Annotated in this window: 12 protein-coding genes and 1 pseudogene; 5 read left to right on the top strand and 8 right to left on the bottom strand. The window is 73.0% G+C overall.

The window, feature by feature from the left end; all coding sequences use genetic code 11:
* Positions 1-504: 504 nt before the first annotated feature.
* The 4 genes from LIX60_RS01875 to LIX60_RS01860 all read left to right on the top strand — a co-directional run bounded on the left by LIX60_RS01875 (position 505) and on the right by LIX60_RS01860 (position 5,754).
* Positions 505-2,724: an NADP-dependent isocitrate dehydrogenase gene (locus tag LIX60_RS01875; protein WP_227956894.1), complete on the top strand. Its 2,220-nt coding sequence runs from the start codon at positions 505-507 to the stop codon at positions 2,722-2,724.
* A gap of 640 nt (positions 2,725-3,364) precedes the next feature.
* Complete coding sequence (locus tag LIX60_RS01870; protein ID WP_227956893.1) at positions 3,365-3,625, top strand: hypothetical protein; 261 nt, start codon at positions 3,365-3,367, stop codon at positions 3,623-3,625.
* A gap of 19 nt (positions 3,626-3,644) precedes the next feature.
* Complete coding sequence (locus LIX60_RS01865; protein WP_039818088.1) at positions 3,645-4,322, top strand: response regulator transcription factor; 678 nt, start codon at positions 3,645-3,647, stop codon at positions 4,320-4,322.
* A gap of 22 nt (positions 4,323-4,344) precedes the next feature.
* Positions 4,345-5,754, top strand: a complete 1,410-nt coding sequence (locus LIX60_RS01860) for a HAMP domain-containing sensor histidine kinase (protein WP_227956892.1) — start codon at positions 4,345-4,347, stop codon at positions 5,752-5,754.
* Between the two features lie 46 nt (positions 5,755-5,800).
* On the opposite strand, the gene LIX60_RS31355 is transcribed toward LIX60_RS01860, so the two are convergent.
* The 3 genes from LIX60_RS31355 to LIX60_RS01845 form a co-directional block, all read right to left on the bottom strand.
* On the bottom strand, positions 5,801-6,364 hold the full coding sequence (locus LIX60_RS31355; protein WP_265584778.1) for a peptidoglycan-binding protein: 564 nt from the start codon (positions 6,362-6,364) through the stop codon (positions 5,801-5,803).
* A gap of 283 nt (positions 6,365-6,647) precedes the next feature.
* Positions 6,648-7,121: a hypothetical protein gene (locus LIX60_RS01850; RefSeq protein ID WP_019708175.1), complete on the bottom strand. Its 474-nt coding sequence runs from the start codon at positions 7,119-7,121 to the stop codon at positions 6,648-6,650.
* An 80-nt stretch (positions 7,122-7,201) separates the two neighbouring features.
* Positions 7,202-8,158: a hypothetical protein gene (locus LIX60_RS01845; RefSeq protein ID WP_227956891.1), complete on the bottom strand. Its 957-nt coding sequence runs from the start codon at positions 8,156-8,158 to the stop codon at positions 7,202-7,204.
* Between the two features lie 375 nt (positions 8,159-8,533).
* Here LIX60_RS01845 and LIX60_RS01840 point away from each other — a divergent pair, with 375 nt between their 5' ends.
* Positions 8,534-9,580 (top strand): helix-turn-helix domain-containing protein, encoded by a 1,047-nt coding sequence (locus tag LIX60_RS01840; protein WP_227956890.1) that lies wholly within the window; start codon positions 8,534-8,536, stop codon positions 9,578-9,580.
* 27 nt (positions 9,581-9,607) lie between these two features.
* Here LIX60_RS01840 and LIX60_RS01835 read toward each other — a convergent pair.
* From LIX60_RS01835 to LIX60_RS01815, 5 genes and pseudogenes are all read right to left on the bottom strand, one after another.
* A pseudogene (locus LIX60_RS01835) lies at positions 9,608-10,726 on the bottom strand (glycoside hydrolase family 43 protein); the annotation flags it as partial.
* 216 nt (positions 10,727-10,942) lie between these two features.
* Positions 10,943-12,829 (bottom strand): CotH kinase family protein, encoded by a 1,887-nt coding sequence (locus LIX60_RS01830; RefSeq protein ID WP_227956889.1) that lies wholly within the window; start codon positions 12,827-12,829, stop codon positions 10,943-10,945.
* 239 nt (positions 12,830-13,068) lie between these two features.
* On the bottom strand, positions 13,069-14,904 hold the full coding sequence (locus tag LIX60_RS01825; RefSeq protein ID WP_227956888.1) for a CotH kinase family protein: 1,836 nt from the start codon (positions 14,902-14,904) through the stop codon (positions 13,069-13,071).
* A 253-nt stretch (positions 14,905-15,157) separates the two neighbouring features.
* Positions 15,158-15,991, bottom strand: coding sequence for a polyphosphate polymerase domain-containing protein (locus tag LIX60_RS01820; protein WP_227956887.1), 834 nt, complete (start codon positions 15,989-15,991; stop codon positions 15,158-15,160).
* A complete protein-coding gene (locus LIX60_RS01815) occupies positions 15,988-16,629 on the bottom strand; it encodes a DUF4956 domain-containing protein (protein WP_227956886.1) in 642 nt (213 codons plus the stop codon). Before LIX60_RS01815 ends, LIX60_RS01820 begins: the two co-directional genes overlap by 4 nt.
* Positions 16,630-17,182: the final 553 nt, after the last annotated feature.

Genomic DNA, 17,182 nt, shown 5'->3' with positions numbered 1-17,182 from the left:
GCTCCAGCCCTGTCACGGCAACGGCCCCGGCCCGGATACGGCCGGATGAACCGTGACAGGATCCGGTTCCGCCCTGCGCGGCGTCGGAGCGGCGACCTAACGTATGGGATTCAGCGGACCTGGCTGGCCGGGGTCGGCATCGATGTCACCGACCTGGGGGAGGGGCCCCGGAGAGGCGTACCGGGAGGGGTGCGGCGTATCCCGCTCCTCGCCGACGGCTGGTTCTCCGTGCTGCCCCTTCCCCGCCTGCGGCTCATCGCGATCACCCGGGTGATTCCACCGTTCACCCAGCTCTGAGACCGGCCGTGGACGCGTCCCGAGCGGTTGGGCGTATGCCCGTCCGGTCTGCGCCCGGCCGCGTACGCCCGGTGCCCACCGCCCCCGCCGGGAACGGCGGAGGGGAACCCGTCGCCGCACCGGGCAGGGCCCTGTCGTGGCACCCGGGGTCAGGAGATATCTTGATGTCGAGCAATGTTATCGACGTGACGTGGAGCGGAGCACCAGGTGACTGACTCGACCATCATCTACACGCACACCGACGAGGCCCCGGCCCTGGCGACCTACTCGTTCCTGCCGGTGGTCGAGGCCTACGCCTCGAAGGCGGGGGTCACCGTGGAGAGCCGTGACATCTCCCTGGCGGGCCGGATCATCGCGGTCTTCCCGGAGTACCTCAAGGAGGACCAGCGGATCGACGACGCCCTCGCCGAGCTCGGCGAGCTGGCCAAGACGCCCGGTGCCAACATCATCAAGCTGCCGAACATCTCGGCCTCCATCCCGCAGCTGAAGGCCGCCGTCGCCGAGCTGCAGGAGAAGGGCTACGCGCTGCCGGCGTACCCGGACGACCCCAAGACCGACGAGGAGCGCGAGATCCGCGCCCGCTACGACAAGGTCAAGGGCAGCGCCGTCAACCCCGTGCTGCGCGAGGGCAACTCGGACCGCCGCGCCCCCGGCTCGGTCAAGAACTACGCCAAGGCGCACCCGCACCGCATGGGCGCCTGGTCGGCCGACTCGAAGACCAACGTCGCCACCATGGCCGAGGACGACTTCCGCTCGACGGAGAAGTCCGCCGTCATCGCCGAGGACGGCTCGCTCCGCATCGAGCTGGTGGGCGAGGACGGCTCCGTCACCGTCCTGCGCGAGTCCGTACCCGTGCTGGCCGGCGAGGTCGTGGACGCGGCCGTGCTGCGCGCGGCGGCGCTGCGGTCCTTCCTCGCCGACCAGGTGAACCGGGCCAAGGCCGAGGGCGTGCTGTTCTCCGTGCACCTCAAGGCCACGATGATGAAGGTCTCCGACCCGATCATCTTCGGCCACGTGCTGCGCGCCTTCTTCCCGAAGACCTTCGCCCAGTACGGCCCGGCGCTGGCCGCGGCCGGCCTCAGCCCGAACGACGGCCTCGGCGCCATCTACAAGGGTCTCGACGCGCTGCCCGAGGGCGCGAAGATCAAGGAGTCCTTCGAGGCGGAGCTGGCCGACGGACCCGCACTGGCCATGGTCGACTCCGACCGCGGCATCAGCAACCTGCACGTCCCGAGCGACGTCATCGTCGACGCCTCCATGCCGGCCATGATCCGCACCTCCGGCCACATGTGGGGCCCGGACGGCGAGGAGGCCGACACGCTCGCCGTCATCCCCGACAGCAGCTACGCGGGCGTCTACCAGACCGTCATCGACGACTGCCGCGCGAACGGCGCCTTCGACCCGTCCACGATGGGTTCGGTCGCCAACGTCGGCCTGATGGCGCAGAAGGCCGAGGAGTACGGCAGCCACGACAAGACCTTCGAGATCCCGGTGGCGGGCACCGTGCGCGCCGTGGACGGCAAGGGTGAGACGGTGCTGGAGCAGAGCGTCGCCCCCGGCGACATCTTCCGCATGTGCCAGACCAAGGACGTGCCGATCCGCGACTGGGTCAAGCTGGCCGTCACCCGCGCCCGTGCCACCGGCGACCCGGCCGTCTTCTGGCTGGACGAGAGCCGCGCCCACGACCGCAACCTCATCGAGAAGGTCCGGGCGTACCTGCCGGAGCACGACACCGAGGGCCTGACCATCGAGATCATGTCCCCGGTCGACGCGACCGCGTACTCGCTGGAGCGCACCCGCCGCGGCGAGAACACCATCTCGGTGACCGGCAACGTTCTCCGCGACTACCTGACGGACCTCTTCCCGATCCTGGAGCTGGGCACCAGCGCCAAGATGCTCTCGGTCGTCCCGCTCATCAACGGCGGCGGGCTCTTCGAGACCGGCGCGGGCGGCTCGGCGCCCAAGCACGTCCAGCAGCTCGTCAAGGAGAACTACCTGCGCTGGGACAGCCTGGGCGAGTTCCTGGCCCTCGCGGTGAGCTTCGAGCACCTGGCGCAGACCACGGACAACGCGGGCGCCCAGGTACTCGCCGACACCCTCGACCGCGCCACGGCCACGTTCCTCAACGAGGACAAGTCGCCCAGCCGCAAGATCGGCGGCATCGACAACCGCGGCAGCCACTTCTACCTGGCCCTGTACTGGGCCCAGGAGCTGGCGCGGCAGACCGACAACGCGAAGCTCGCGGAGGCGTTCGCGCCGTTCGCCGAGACGCTGGCCGCCGAGGAGCGGACGATCGTCGACGAGCTCGCCGCGGTGCAGGGCTCCCCGGCCGACATCGGCGGCTACTACCAGCCCGACCCGGCCAAGGCCTCGGCGGTCATGCGCCCGTCGAAGACCCTCAACCAGGCGCTGGCGAGCCTGAGCTGACCCGGCAGCCGTGGCGCCGGGGCGGGACCTTCCGGGTCTCCGCCCCGGCCCGCACCCGCAGAACCCCGCCCCGGCCGGCATCCCGCCCGGCCGGGGCGGTGGTGTGTGCGGGCGGTGGTGTGTGCGGCCGCGGACGCCGGGGCGCCCGCCGCGGAGAGGACGCGGCGGACGTCCGGGCGCCGGCCGCTCGCACCCGGACGCGGCCCCGCTGTGTTAACTGCGTCTTACCGCACGTTCTCCCTGGATTTTTCCGCTCCACCCCGCCCCATGGCGCGCGGTTTTCTTCGGCATGATGAGAACCGCCGCTCAGGGTGCGGTCACCGAAACCCTCCATCGGACGCATCCTCCGCACCGTCCACCCGGGAAGCGCCACCCCCGTGCGCAGGCTTCCCGCTCCGGACGGACGGCACCCGGCCGGACGACGCACCCGGCCCCGGCCCGGTCCCCAGCGCCCCCTCGGGGGCCGGGCCCCCGGGCGGCACCGCGCGACCGCTGGACTTCACCACCGCCCGGGCGCCCCCGGCGGAGGTGGCGACGAAGGGACGGTAAGGCCCATGTGCGAGGGTGCCGCGGAGACCGGCGGCCGCCCGGCCCCGCACCCGGAACGCCGCGGAAGCACCGGCGGAAGGGGCGTCCCGGGATGACCAAGTGGATCGTCAGCATTCCCACCCTGCGCGACGAACCCGGCGAACCCGGAGGCCGGATACCCGGTGTCCAGCTCTATGTGGTGGAGGCCCCGCACCCCCGGCTCGCCCGGCGCGCGGCCCTCGACCGTGCCGCCGGAGCCCCGGCCCTCCGCCACCGGCGGGGAGCGGCGCTGCTGGTGGAGAAACTCGTCATCTCCCCCTGGAACGGCCCCGATTGCAGTGTTTCCCCGCCGACCGCCGGTCTGCCCCGCTGAGTTCGTCTACCGTTCCGGCATGCCCACGGTACTTGTAGTCGAGGACGACGACCTGGTCCGTGACGTGCTCACCCGCTCCCTCACCGCCGCGGGCTACGACGTCACGGCGGTCGGCACCGCCATCGAGCTGATGCGCCGCATCACCCCGCCCGTTCCCGATCTCGTCGTGCTCGACCTCGGACTGCCCGATCTGGACGGCAGCCAGGTGCTGCGCATGCTGCGGGCCGTCAGCCGCGTCCCCGTCATCATCGCGACCGCGCGGAACGAGGACGCGGAGATCGTCCGGCTGCTGCGCGACGGCGCCGACGACTACCTGGTGAAACCGTTCTCCAGCGAGCAGCTGGCCGCCCGCGTGCACGCCGTGCTGCGGAGGTCCGGACAGGCCCCGCCCTCCCGGCTCCAGGTGGGCGACCTCGTCCTCGACCTCCAGGCGCGCGGCGTCACCCTGGAGGGGAAGACCATCGAACTCAACCGGCGCGAATTCGACCTGCTCGCCTACATGGCCCGGCGCGCGGGCGCGGTCGTCACCCGACGCGAACTGCTGACCGAGGTCTGGCGCGGCAGCGACGTCTACGAACGCACCATCGACGTCCACCTCTTCTGGCTCCGCCGCAAGCTGGGGGAGACCGCCGCCGCCCCCCGCTACCTGCACACCGTGCGGGGCGTCGGACTCCGGCTCGAAGCGCCCCGGTCATGACCGCACGGGGGTGGCGGACGCCATGACGCTGCGAGGCTGGCACGCCCGGCTCTCCCTCGGCATCTCCCTGCTCACCGCCCTCGCCTTCGCACTGCCGCTGGCCTTCTTCGCCCGCCAGCAGGCGGCCGAACGGGCGCAGCAGACCTCGGAACGGCGGGCGGCGACCCTGGTCACCGTCCTCGGCGCCACCCAGCGGCGGAGCGAACTCGCCGCCGCCTGGCGCAGCTCCGGCGACGACGCGCTGTCCACCTGCGTCCGCCTCGGCGGCGGCGTGGTGGGCCGCTGCCCCGCCCCGGCCGCGTACGCCGAGCGGGCGGCGGAACAGCGGCGCGCCCTGTGGGTCCGGCCACCGGGCCGCGAGGAGGTCCTGCTGCTGCCGGTCTCCCTGCCGGACGGCGGGACGGCCGTGGTCGAGTCGGCGGTGCGGGAGGAGGAACGCTCCGAGGGCGTGCTCACGGCCTGGCTGCTCCTCGCCGGGGCCGTGGCCGCGCTGACCCTGATCTCGGTGACCGGCGCCGACCGCATGGCGCGCCGGCTCAACCGCTCCGCCACGGAGCTGGCGCGGGCCGCCGCGGCGGTGGGCGAGGGGGACTTCCGCGGGCGTGTCGCGGTCGAGGGCCCGGCCGAGGTCCGGCGCGTGGGCCGGGCCTTCAACGCCATGGCCGACCGCATCGACGAACTGATGCGCGCCGAGCGGGAGTTGCTGGCCGACCTCTCGCACCGGCTGCGCACACCGCTGACGGCCCTGCGGCTGGAGGCGGACCTGCTCGCCGTCCCCGCCGACTCCCGCCTCCGGGCCGGGCTGACGGCTCTGGACCGCGAGGTGACGAGCCTGATCAGCACCACCCGGAGCGGACCGGCCCGGGAGCGGCTGCCCGGCCGCGCGTCCAGCGACCTGCCCGCGGTGGTGGGCGGCCGGATGGAGTTCTGGTCGGCGCTGGCCGAGGCGCAGGGCCGGGAGTGCCGGGTGTGGCTGGGGCGCGGTCCGCTGCCGGTGGACCTCCCCGCGGACGACCTGACCGCGGCGCTCGACGCGCTGCTGGGCAACGTCTTCCGGCACACGCCGCCGGGCACGGGCTGCGGGGTGCAGGCGGGTTTGCTGTCGGGCGCCCCCCGCCTCGTGGTGGAGGACGCCGGACCGGGCATCGAGAGCCCGGCCCTCGCGGCGGCCCGCGGCGCGAGCGAGGGCGGATCGAGCGGCCTGGGGCTGGACATCGCCGCCAAGGCGGCCGAGGCCGCCGGGGGACGCCTGGTGGTCGACCGGAGCCCGTGGGGCGGGGCCCGGGTCACGATGGTCTTCGGGCCCGTACCGGACGGCGGGGCCGTGGACGCGAGCGGCAACGGCCACCGGTGGACGGGTCGGAGCGGCCACCGGAACGCGAACGGCCGCCCGCCCCGGAACGCGACCGGCGGCGGCACGGCGGAGACCTGAACCGCCGCCGCCGGAACCCGGGCCGGCCCCCGCCCGGCGGGGCCCGTCAGGTCTCGGCCTCCAGGGCGCTGCGGGTGGCCGGCCCGTACACGCCCGCCGGATCGGCCTCGATGCGGCGCATGGACTGGTAGTTCTGCACCGCGGCCTCGGTCGGCTGGTCGTAGGTGCCGTTGAGCGGAGCCGTCTGGACCCCGACCTCGCGCAACCGCTGTTGCAGGCGCAGCACTTCGGCCCCCTCGTCGCCGCGCCGCATCGTCCGGCCGGCGTCCCCGGTGCCCGCCGTCCCCGACGGACCGCCGGCCTCCGGCGGGGACGGCGCGGACGGCGGGGCGGAACTCGGCGCGATCCGCGGTGGCGGGGCCGTCGGCGGAACGGTGGTGGTGATCACGGGCGCGGGGGAGGGCCGGGCGGTCACGGTCGTGGTGGCGGACGGCACCGGGCTGGGCTTGGCCTGGATCGTCGGGGACTCCGGCGGGTCGATCGGGGCACCCAGCATCCGGACCAGGGCGAACGCCAGCAGTGCCAGGGCCGCGACTCCGGCGGCCGGCAGCAGGCGCCCGCGCCACCGCCGGTGCGACAGCTCCGCGTTCTTGTGCCGCCCAACAGGCATCGTTGCCAGCCTTCCTTCGCTGAGGCGGCTGGTCCGCTGCCACCCGCGAGTCGGCGATCCCCCTGTCTTCCGCTCCGGCCGGCGGCCGGTGGACTCGTTGGCGATTGTAGGCGTCAGCGACCCTCCGCCCGCGGCGAGTTGAAATTTTCAGCCGCCGCCGGCGCGGTGCTCCCGGCCGGGGCGGCCGGTCACCGCCCCGGCCGCTCCGGGGGACGCGGGGGCGCCCCGGCAGGCGGACTCCGCCGTGCCGGGGCGCCGGACGGGCCGGGCCCGCGGGGAGGGATCAGGTGAGCCAGTTCCCGTTGCACGCGGCGTTGGACACCCACCGGTGGGAGCTGATGGCGTTGTCGGCCTTCGCCCCGCTGGTGAAGTAGTTGTCGCTCAGGTCACTGACGTAGTACTCGGACTTGGCGATGCAGGCGTAGCCGCCGGTCCAGCCGGTACCGGTGCCGTTGTAGACGGCGACGGCGCTCCCGGACGTCCCCTTGTGGAGGATCGAGCTCGCGCTGTTGGTGTCGCCTCCCTGGAACGAGCCGCCGCTGTCACCCCAGTTGGAGTCGTTGCCGTAGGCCTTTCCGAGGAAGCCGCTGCAGCCGTAACCGGAGTACGCGTAGAAGTAGCCGGAGGTCGCGGAGGGCCAGGCGTCCGCGCAGCCGGCGAGCGCACCGGTGGGGGCCGCCTGCGCGGTGGTCGCGGGAACGGCCGCTCCGAGAGCCGCCAGGGCGAGCGTGGCGAGGACGGCGGGGATTTTGCGCATGGTGTGGTGCTCCTTCTGCTGCGTGGTCCGTGGATCGGTGCGCCCCGCGGCGGGATGCCGGGGGAGTCCTGGGGGATCGGTCAGTCCGCCGCGCCCGGGAGGGCCCTCGCCCGCTTCAGCGCGGTGAGGCCCATGCGCCGGTGGGCGGTGATCTCGTCGCGGTACCGCCCGAGCTTCTCGGCCCGGTACTCGCGGTCGAGCGCGCGGGCGGTGCGGTACAGGGGCGTGCCCGTCGCGCAGGTGGCCTCGGCGACGGCGAGCTCCACTTCCGCGGCGTGTGCTCCGGCGGCGTCCATGCCGCGGGTGAGGGCCGGCAGCTTCTCGCGGATCTCGGGCGGCGCGGCGTACGGGTGACCGGCCTCCCGCATACAGGACGCCCAGGCCCGGAGCGCGCGCCGGAAGCGCTCGTCCGCGAGGATGCCCGGGGTGTACAGGGGCGCCACCCCGGTGGCGGTCTTCTTGGCGCGGAACCAGGCCGGGAAGTCGCCGTACAGCCGCTCCGCGGCGGTCTCCAGACAGCCGCCGCGCAACGTCCGGACGGTGCCGCCCGCCGGCAGTTCGACGCCGACCACTCCCTGCTCCGGGGTGCCGTCGAGCGCCTTGTTGTAGCGGATGAGTTCGGCCCTCGGCAGGGACCGGGCGTACGCGGTGTTCCGGTCGGCGAGCCGGGCCTTCTCCGCCTCGGCGGCGAACCGCCCGCCGTAGCCGTGCCGCTCGGCCCAGTCCACGTCGTGCAGGACGTAACCGTGGCCCTGCCGCTCGGCGGCGCCGGCGACGCGCCCGGCCCAGTACCGGAAGCCCTTCTTCCGCATGCAGGACTCGACGAGCCGTTCCTCGCCCCGCTCCACCACGGCCTGCTCGGCCGGGGTCAGTTCCCGGGGCATCGTGCCGGCCGCCCGGACGGCCGCCGGTCCGTCCGCCGCCGCGCCCGCGTCCGCCCGGCCGCATCCCGACAGCAGGGCCGTGGTGGTGAGAACCACCCCCGCGCATGCGGCCGCCAAGCCCTTGCCCACCGCGGCGCGAAGCCGTGGAATCATGTGCCACCCCCCGGAGCGAACAGCCCGGACCCGTGTCACGCCCGTAAGGCGTGGGGTCACCGGTGCCTGCGGGACGAGTCTCGGGGAGGGCGCGCCCCCGCTGCTGAGCAAGCAGCGCCAGCCCGTGCGCACCCCGTGCCAGCCACGGCCGGCGCCCTCCCTCCGGAACGGCCCACGGCCCGTGCCCGGCCGCCGCGCTCTCCGGCCACCGCTCCGACCGGCGCGTTTGCCGACCCGGCCGCGTGGGCAACCCACGACCGGTCACTGTGGTCGCTCGCCGGTCATCGTGCGGCGCGGCCCGACCCACCGCGTCCGCCGGCGGACCCGCGGCCCCGGTCACCGACGACAGCACCGTGGTCCGGACAAGGGAGCGGAATGATCGTGACACGCCTGACGACCGAGGGCCTTCCCGCAGCCGAACGCTTCACCTGGTGGTACGAGAAGGCGCGGGCCGCGCTGCTGCCCGTCGTGGTGCGCAGCGGCCATACCGGCGACTTCCAGGCGAGCGCCGAGGTCCTGGAACTCGGCAGTGCCCGGATCACCGCCCTGACCGTCCAGCCGCTGAGCATCGCGCGCACGCCCGAACTGATCCGCGGCGCGGACCCGGAGTGCTATCAGCTCTCCCTCCCCCTGAGCGGGAGGATGCAGCTCTCCCAGTCCGGCCGGAACGCCGAACTGCGCGGTGGCGACCTGGTGTTCTGCGACTCCTCTCGGCCCTTCCAGGGCCGGGTCTCCGCCCCGTCCGGGCGCGCGAGACACATCGTCGCGCAGATCCCCAAGCGGCTCGTGCCGCTGCCGGCCGGGGCCGCGGAGCGCATGACCGCCATTCGCATCCCCGGGGACAAGGGTTTCGCCGAGCTGCTCGTCCAGTTCCTCACCCAGGTGACCGGCCGGGCCGACCAGTACGGCCCCGCCGACACCGCCGGACTGTCGGCCGTCTTACGCGACTTGTTCGCGGCCACCGTCACGCAGTGCTTCGCCGAGTCCGCGGACCTCCCCGACGAGAACCGCCGGCTGGCCCTCACCCTGCACATCCACACCTTCATCCAGCAGCATCTGGGCGACCCGCTGCTGACAGCGGCCCGCATCGCCGGCGCCCACCACATCTCCCTCCGCTCCCTGCACCGGCTCTTCCAGCAGCAGAGCACCACGGTCGCCGCCTTCGTCCGGCGCCAGCGCCTCGAACACGCCTGCCGTGACCTGGCCGACCCGCGCCAGCGGTCCCGTCCCATCCGGGCCATCGCCGCCGGCTGGGGATTCACCCGCCCCGGCGACTTCACCCGCAGCTTCCGCGCCACGTACGGCCTGCCGCCCAGCGCCTACCGGCAGCTGGCCCTGGCGGCCCCGCGCGGCGCGGGCACCCCGCCCGGCGGACCGGCCGGCGGACCGGCCGCGGCGGCCCCGGAGGCGGCCGCGACCTGACCCGGCCGTGCCCGCGCGCCCCTACCGGGCGGCCAGGCGGTCGTACTCGGCCCGGGTGACCGGGACCACGGTGCCGTGGCGCGGCGAGGCGGGGAGGTCGTAGGAGGGGGACATCGTCCAGCGGCCGGAGGCGAGGTCGGTGGTCTCGAACGGCACGTAGCCGCGGCCGCCGAACTCGTCGATGAACAGGTACCACTTCTCCTCGGTGTTCGACTTGAACACCGCCGGGCCCTCGCCGCGGCTGATCCCCGGGCCATCCGCGCCCTCGCGGCCGACGCAGTCGGCCACCGGGCTCCACGAGGCGGCCAGCAGGTCGGTGGAGCGCTCCTGGGTGATGAACTTGCCGCAGGGGGCGGACGGGCTCTGGTTCCGCTCGTCCTTGGTGAACCGGTGGTAGACGCCCTGGTGCCGGATCACGGTGGAGTCGATCACCGAGTGGCCCGGGTCGTGCCAGACCCGGGCCTCGCTGAAGGTGGTGAAGTCCTTCGTGGTCGCGTACATCATGCGGTTGTGGCTGCTGCCGGTGTGCTGCGGGTCGTCGGCCGCGTACAGCTTGGACGCCCAGAAGACGACGTACTGGCCGCGGCTCTCGTCCCAGTACGCCTCCGGGGCCCAGGTGTTGCCGGCCGTGGGCGGGGAGACCCGGACGGACCGCTGCGGGGACCAGTTCACCAGGTCGGCCGACTCCCACACCATGATGGAGCGGCTGCCGTGGCGCTGGGCGCGGTCCCAGTCGCCGTTGCCGTGGATCCGCAGGTCGGTGGCGATCAGATAGAAGCGGTCGCCCTGCGGGGAGCGGATGAGGAACGGGTCCCGCACGCCGCGGTCGCCGAGCGTGGAACGGAGCAGCGGGGCGCCGCCGTTCAGCTCCCGCCAGCGCAGGGGGTCGTTGCCGTCGCTCAGCGCCATGTGCACCTGCTCGCCGTCGGCGGTGCCCTCACCGGTGAAGTACGTGAAGACGTATCCGGCGTACGGCTCGGCGGCGGGCGTGCCCCCGGCGCCCGGCGGGGAGCCGGGGAGCGGGCCGGGGCCGGCGGCGGCCGGGGGCCCGGCGGTCGCGGCGAGGAGCGCGAGGAGAAGGGTGAGGGCGCCGGTCAGCACGGCGGCACCGAGGCCGCGGCGCGGTGAACGGGGGGTCCCGGGCATACGTCCCACTTTCCCGAACCAGTGTGTGGGGGGAGGGTTGCGGAATGGCCGTGCGCAGGGGCGGCGACGCGGAGTGGGGCGCGGGCGCGCGTCGCTGTCCGCCAGTATGCGCTTACTGCGGTGTCGGTCAACACCGCGCCGGGCGTGCCCCGGTGGCGGCGGCGCGGGCCGCCGCCACCGGGAACCGGGAGCCGGGCCGTGCGCCCGGGGACGGGATCAGTACCGCTGGGCCCCCGAGCCCGGGACCGCCGCGCCCGTACCCCGTTCCGGGGCGGACGCCGTGCCCGGCTGCCAGCCGGAGGTGTCCAGCCACGCGACGCGTCGCGTCATCCAGTCGCGCATGAACTCCACCTGCCCCTCCCAGGTGTCGGCGGTCGGGGTCCGGAAGAAGCCCACCACGGGATCGGTGAGGTTCGGCCACCGCTCGAAGTTGCGCCGGGCGGCGTCGCCGAGCGGCGCGGCCAGCGCGTCGATCCGGCTGTTCAGCCGCTCGTCGGACAGCGGCCCCCGGCGCAGCTCCTGCCAGCGCGCCTCGGCCTGCCGGGCGAACGCCGGGTCGGCCATCAGCCGGATGAACCAGTCGTTCGCCACCGGCTGCCGGGTCTGCTCGAACTGCCAGCCCTCCGTCAGATGGTTCTCGAAGTAGCCGCCGGTGCCGAAGGAGAGGTCGTAGTCCCACAGCGGACCGGCGGTGATCCTGCCGCCCCGGTCCTTGTGGAAGTACTGGCTGCGGATGTAGGAGTCCATCTCGCGGGTCAGCTCGTTGACGATGATCTGGTCGATGAACGAGCCGACGTCGATGTACGCGGGATAGCCGGTCCGCGGATCGGACGGCTCCGGCCCGCGCAGGGCGTCGTGGAAGGCCCGGACGTGTTCCGTCAGCCAGGTCCGCTGCTCGGGCTGGAGCGACGACGGCACCTTGACCTCCAGGTCCTGCCAGCAGCCGGTGCCGGTGCACGGCAGGGTCGGCTCCTCGGCCGCGAACCACTCGAACGCGAAGACGTAGCCGCCCGTGACCGCGGGCTCCGTCACGTCCGCGTCGCGCAGCGGGGTGATGTCGAGCCGGTCGGGTGACACCTTGATCGTCTCGACGAGCATGTAGACGCCCCGGTAGTCGTCGGCGGCCAGCGGCTCCCCGTCGGTGTTGACATACAGCTCGACGAACTCGAAGCGCGGTGCCTGCATCCCGATGTCCCGGCCCAGGCTGTAGACGAAGGCGTCGTGGATGAGGGACTTGTCCGAGAACGGGCCGCGCAGCACCCAGTCGGAGTCGGCGGGCATGCCGAGCATCGCGTGGTCGGCGTCCTTGTCCTCGTTGTCGCGGAGTTCGAGCCGGTACGGGGCCTTCTCGAAGGTCGCGGAGGACTGCCCGCGCAGATGGAAGGCGGCCCGGGAGGAGACCGCCGGCGCGTCGCCGAGCGAGGCGGACCCGCTCACGGGCTCCATCAGCAGCGTGGCGACGTCCTGGTAGTCGCGGCCGGGTGCGCCCGCGCCGTAGGCGTCCATCACCATGACCGGCAGGTCGTGGGTGGCGTCGACGGAACGGGCGATGTACATCGCGGTGCCCGGCTCGCCGCTCGCGGCACCGTCCGCGAAGGACTGCGCGCGGAGCTGCGTGGTCGCGGTGAACCGGAGGGGAGTCCCCGCGGAGTAGCGGGACGAGTCCGCCGTGGGCGGGGTCCCGTCCGTGGTGTATCGGATCTCGGCGCCGGTGACGGCGGTGTCCAGGGTGACGGACACCTCGCCCTCGAAGGTGCCGCTCGGCACGGAGAAGGCGATGTCACCGGACAGGTCGTCCGCCGTCTCCGGCCGGGCCGGGGCCTCGGCCGTGCCGGTGCCGGTGCCGGTGCCGGTGGTGATGGTGGTGGTGTTCGCCGCGCGTTCGCCGATGGTGGTCCGGACAGTCTTCGCGGCCGCCGCCGGGCCGCCGCCAACCGTGCTGGTGGCCGTCGCGGCCTGCCCGGGGGGACCGGCGGCCGGCGGGGCGGGTTCGCCGCCGGCGGCCGCGTAGCCCGTCAGACCGGTCAGACCGGTCAGACCGGTCAGCAGTATGGACAGCGCGGCGAGTACGCCGACCGCGCCGCCGGTTCGTCTTCTGCGCACCGTTCGACACCTCACTTCATGACGTCGGGGGAAAGGGGAAAGGGGTGATGCGGGGATGCGGGAAGGGGCGACGGGGCCGGGGCGCGCGGACGCCGCCCACCGCCCGCCGCCGGGAAGGGTTCCGGATACGGCGGAGGGCCGCCGGCGCTTGCCGACGGCCCCGGTGCCGATATGTGCGATGTGCGGTGTGCGGGTTCAACCGCGGGGGCGTGCCGCTGTGCTGCGGCGGTGCCGGTTCCTCAGCCGGAGGAACCCTGCCGCCGCTCGGCCGCCTCGCGGAGATGCGGCAGGAGCGGTGCCGCCTTCTCCTGCGCTCCCGGTGCCGTCTGACCGCCGCCCTGGTCGACCTGCCATCCGGACGAGTCGATCCAGTTCGCCCGCTGCACCAGCCAGTTCTGCATGAGCGTCAGCTGCTCCTGCCAGGTCTGGGTGGTCTGGGTCTGGAACGGCCCGACCGTCCTGGTGTTGAGGTTGGGCCACTTCTGGAAGTTGCGCTGGGCCCCGTTGGCCAGGGGCGAGGACAGCTGCGTGACCCGGTTGCGGAGCTGCGCGTCGGACAGCACGCCGCGGCGCAGTTCCTGCCAGCGGGCCTGCACCTTCTGGTTGAACGACGGGTCCTGCATCAGCTTCAGGAACCAGTCGGTGGTGCCGAAGCCGAAGAACGGCTGGAACTGCCAGCCGTCGACCGGGCTGCCGTTCGGTATGGCGTTGAACCCGAGGTCGTAGTCCCACAGCGGACCGGCGGTGAGCTTGCCGCCCCGGTCCTTGTACATGTACATGCTGCGGAGGTAGGAGTCGCCCTGCCGTCCCATCTCATTGAGAATGATCAGGTTCACGAACGAGTCGACGTCGATGTAGGCGGGGTATCCGGTCTGTGGATCGGAGGGGTTGGCGCTGCGCAGCGCGTTGTGGAGTTTCTGGACGTACTGGGTGATCCACGTCTGCTGCTCGGGCTGGAGGTCGTCCGGTTCCGTGACCTCCAGATCCGACCAGCACTCCTGCCCGGTGCACGGCAGCTTCGGCTCCTCGGCCGCCCAGGCGTCGAACTTCATGACGTAGCCGCCGGTGACGGCGGGCTCGGTGAGGTCGCTCTTCTTGAGCTTGGCGATGTCCAGGCGGTCCGGTGACACCTTGATGTTCTCGTCGAGCAGGTAGACGCCCTGGTAGTCGTCGGCGCCCATCGGCTGCCCGTCCAGGTTCAGATACACCTCGACGAACCGGTGGCGGGGCGTCTGCAGCCCCATCTCCTGCCCCAGGGTGTACGCGAAGGCGTCGCGGACCAGGGTCTTGTCCGGGAACGGGCCGCGCAGCACCCAGTCGGACTCGGCCGGCATGCCCAGCACCGGGTAGTCGGCGTCGTCGTCATCGTTGTCGCGGAACTCGATCCGGTACGGGGCCTTCTCGAAGGTCGCCGAGGACTGCCCGCGCAGATGGAAGGCGGCCCGGGTGGACACCGCCGGGGCCGCGCCGAGCGAGGTGGACCCGCCCTGCGGCTCCATGACCATGGCGGCGACATCCGCCCACTCGCGGTCCGGCTTCCCGCCGCCGTAGGCGTCCAGCACGAGGAGCGGCAGATCGTGGTTGGCGTTGACACTGCGCGCGACGTACAGGGCCGTGCCGGGCTCGCCGCTCGCGGCGCCGTTCACGAAGGCCTGGGCGCGGAGCTGTGTGGTGCTCGTGAGCCGCAGCGGGCCCGAGTACACCGTCGACGAGGCGGTCGGCAGCTGACCGTTGGTGGTGTAGCGGATCTGGGCGTTGGCGATGGTGGTGCTGAGGGAGACGGACACCTCGTTCTGGAAGGTGCCGCCGGGGGTGGAGAAGGTGATGTCCCCGGTGAGGTCCTCGGCCGACTGCTTGCCGGCGGCGATGTCGGCCTTGGTGGGCGCGGGCGTCTTGGCCGCGTCACCGCCGGACGTCTTCTTGATCCCCGCTTCCTGGGCTGCCCGGGCCTCCTGGGCCCAGGATCTGTCGGGTGGCGCCGGATCACCGTCCGCGCCGGCGGGACCGGTCATGCCGGTCATGACGAGGGACACCGCGGCCAGCAGGCCCACCGCGCCCATCCGTGTTCTGCGCACAGAGCAACACCTCGATCGTCTGGAGTTCCGCGAAGGGGCACGGCGTGCCGGCGGCAGACGCCGTTGGCTGCCGCCGGGCCCGCGTTCCTCTATCTGTGTGTGCGTACGTGTGAGTGCTTCCACGTGCTGGTACGTGCTGTGCTGGTACGTGCGCCGGGCGGCGGAGCGGGGCACCGGCACCCGAACCCCCGCCCGCGCCGGAGGCGTTGACGGCGGCCCGTGTCCCCGGCCGGGATCTGAGCCGTCCGGGACCTCAGCCGAACGCGCAGGCGCCCGACAGCTCCATCGCCGGCGGGTACGCGTCGTCGGCGGCGGACGTCACCTCCCGGAAGTCCCGGCGCAGCGTGCGGCGCCAGGGCGTGGCGGGCAGGTACGGGCGCAGCGCGGCGAGGCCGGTGGCGTACTTGGAGATGCGGCTGGGCCGGTACTTGTTCTGCCACAGCAGCCGGTCGACGGGGGAGGCGGTGGAGCCCGTCTTGGTCTCCACGACCGCCATGTGCGGCAGGCGCAGCTCGCGGTCGCCGTCCTGCCACATCAGCCCGGTGTCGATGGTGACGCGGCTGTTGGTGCCCGGGAGGTAGAGGGTGGCGCGGTGGTAGCGGGTGGTCAGCGTCGGCACGAACGTGAACCGGTGGCTGCCGTCGATACGGTTCTGGGCCAGGGTGGTGTCGACGAACCGCCGCCCGGGGGCGAGCGTGTCGTAGTCGTCGGGCGCGTAGGGCAGGCGTGCCTTGACGGTGTTGTCGCGGGAGCCGCGGGTCTTCACCTCCAGCCAGCACTCGTCCGACTGCTCGTAGACCCGGGTGCGGACCTTGAACCGGCGGCGCCGGCGGTGCGCGGTCAGGCGGTAGCTGATGAGGTCCGGGGTGTCGAAGTACAGCGACCGGTAGGCGAAGCGGCGGTCGCCGTCGATCTCCAGGACCCTGGTGTCGGCGGGTAACCGGGTCAGCAGGGTGGTCAGCGCGTCGGCCGGCAGGACGTACTTGCGGTCGACGCGGGTCTGCAGCATGGCGCAGGCGAGGAGTTCGTCCAGCCCGATGGACGGCAGCTCGCCGAGCGCGGCACCGAGCGGTGCGGGGGCGCTCACGGCCGCACCGTCAGCGGGGACGCACCCGTGCCGGCGGTGGGCGCCGGCCCGGTCCGGGCCGTGGTGTCGCCCTTGGCGCCGCGGCCCGCGGGGAGGCTGCGGTAGCGGACGTCCACCACGGTGGTGTCGTTGACCAGGTCGAGCCGCTGCACGGTGGCCGAGTGGACCCGGGTACCGAGGGTGTTCTCCAGGTGCGCGACCAGCGCGGTGTGGTCGGGCAGCGCCGTGTCCAGCACCATCACCTGGCGTCTGTAGCTGCGGAACAGCCGCGGATGGTCGCCCACGTAGAGCACGGCCAGGATCAGCGCCATCAGCCCGACGGACCGCCAGACATTGCTGGTCGCCATGGCGCCGAGGACGCCGAGGGCCAACGCGGAGAAGTAATAGGCGACTTCGTGCTGGTCGAGTTCCGTGGAACGGAGCCGGATGATCGACAGGACGCCGAAGAGGGCCATGCCCAGGCCGAGCCCGGTGTTGGAGCCGCTGTTGGCGAGGGAGCTGGCGACCGCGAGCACACCGACGTTGACACCGAGAAAGGCCACCACCAGGTCCCGGCGGCGGTGGCGTGGGAAGTAGAGGCCGAACACCAGGAGGCTCACTGCGGCGATATCGCAGAGAAACAGGACAGGTTGGGCCATGGCGGGTCCCTTCCGGTGATGTGGGGGGTGTACGCGCGGTGAACCAGCACCGGCCTGGCGATGACAAGAACGGTAAATGTGGTAAGACTGCGGCCGCCATCCACTTCCGGCCCATCATGATCCGGGAAACGCGCAGGTCACGTTCCGGATACCGGCGGCCGTCCGGGCCGTGCGGCTCCTCGTCCGCAAGGCGTCGCGGCAGCTCAGGCCATGGGTCGGCGGGTCGAACGCCCCTGTGGCGGGGATCACGTTCCCAGGTGACCGGAACTGTTGGTCGCGCTGTGGTTACCGGAAAGTTTCCGGCGGGAAACGAGGGCTTCTCTCGCTCTCTCCGCTCTTGGATCACGCAGCTCAGCCGCTTCCCTCAGGGCGCGGCCCTGGCCGATAAGAGCGGTTCGGCTGCTCGCCGAAGAGGCTGCGCACCGTCCAGTTACCGGAAACCTTCCGGAACGAAATTGCGCACCGTGTGAAGAGTCGGGGCGGACGGCTGCTGCTGTGACCACGGAGGCGTGAGCGCCGGACGGGAAGCCTGATCCGACGCCCCCGGAGACGC

Origin of the sequence: Streptomyces sp. S07_1.15 (genome assembly GCF_020739505.1) — a bacterium.
Lineage (GTDB): Bacteria > Actinomycetota > Actinomycetes > Streptomycetales > Streptomycetaceae > Streptomyces > Streptomyces xinghaiensis.
Note: the sequence above shows the minus strand (reverse complement) of the source record. Positions and strands in the feature narration are given on the sequence as shown.